Raw genomic sequence first — 1,089 nt, 5'->3', positions numbered from 1 at the left:
TGTAGGTTTGTCAAACATCTTGTACAGCGAGAGATTCAAAGAAAGCAGCAAGTTTTTCTTTCGGGGAGAGCCAGGCAAGGGGGCGCATAGGTAAGTCGTTGGAGCGATTTTGGTGTGCAGCGAGCTGCACACCAAAATCGGCAAGAGAGAAGAAACGATGTGTGTCGTAGAATCGCTTCTGGTCTTCGCGGTGACTGCGTTCTACTTTGCCGTTGTGGCGAGGTGTGTAGGGGCGAATCAGCTTGTGCAGGATCCCAAGGCGTGCAGCGGTCAGCTCAAAGCGTGTGAGCCGGTTCTTCTTGTTGGTCGAAAAACGGTTGGTAAACTCAATGCCATTGTCTGTCTGCACGCACTCTACCCGCACACCACGGCGTTTGAACCATGCCACCATTTTCTCCAGGAAATCAGCGGAGGAGTAAGTGCTTTGTTCTGGATATGCGCCCAGATAGCGAAGGCGTGTATATTCGTCGATCGCCGTATACTGGTATAGCCGTTCTTCCGGGTTTGTTAGGCATTTCATCGGCACCACCTTCACATCTACCTGAACGCGCTGGCCGGGATACTGCATCTGTTCGTATGGCTTTGCCTTGTAGGCTGCTTTGACCTTTGGCTGCGGGAACATCCCCAGCTTGCGCATGACCCGGAACAGACTTTCCGGACAGCGGGTATACCCACGTTTGCGGAGCCGGTGCCAGAGTTCTACCATTCCCAGCGTGGGATTCCTCCTCCGCATGTCTCGGATGAGCTTCAGTTCCGCTTCTGTGTGTTGGTTTGGATGGTGATGGGGGCGCCTGGACTGACAAGCCAGGGACGCCATACTTCCATCCCAGCGTGCCTTCCAGAAGTAGATATATGACCGGCTCTTGTTGTATTTCCGGCTTGCACGGCTCACGCCATATTTGGCTGCATACTGCATTAGGGATTGCCGATACCGCATGTCTTGTGTTATACTTTTACTCATGAGGGACAGAGCTCCTTTTTTGGGTTTGTTGGTGTCGCAACTTAACTATACCCTATGAAGGCTCTGTCCTTCTACTTTTTTATTTGCTTTTACTTGCTCTTCTGTCCAACATGTATTGTAGCTCTACA

At 51.5% G+C, this 1,089-nt stretch carries 1 protein-coding gene; it reads right to left on the bottom strand.

Annotated elements, in window-relative coordinates:
• Window positions 1-10: 10 nt before the first annotated feature.
• Complete coding sequence (locus I2G69_RS14025; protein ID WP_087234999.1) at window positions 11-961, bottom strand: DDE-type integrase/transposase/recombinase; 951 nt, start codon at window positions 959-961, stop codon at window positions 11-13.
• Between the last annotated feature and the right edge of the window lie 128 nt (window positions 962-1,089).

It is taken from the genome of Anaeromassilibacillus sp. D41t1_190614_C2, from assembly GCF_015558525.1.
Lineage (GTDB): Bacteria > Bacillota > Clostridia > Oscillospirales > Acutalibacteraceae > Anaeromassilibacillus > Anaeromassilibacillus stercoravium.
This window is presented reverse-complemented; position numbering and strand designations above follow the sequence as displayed.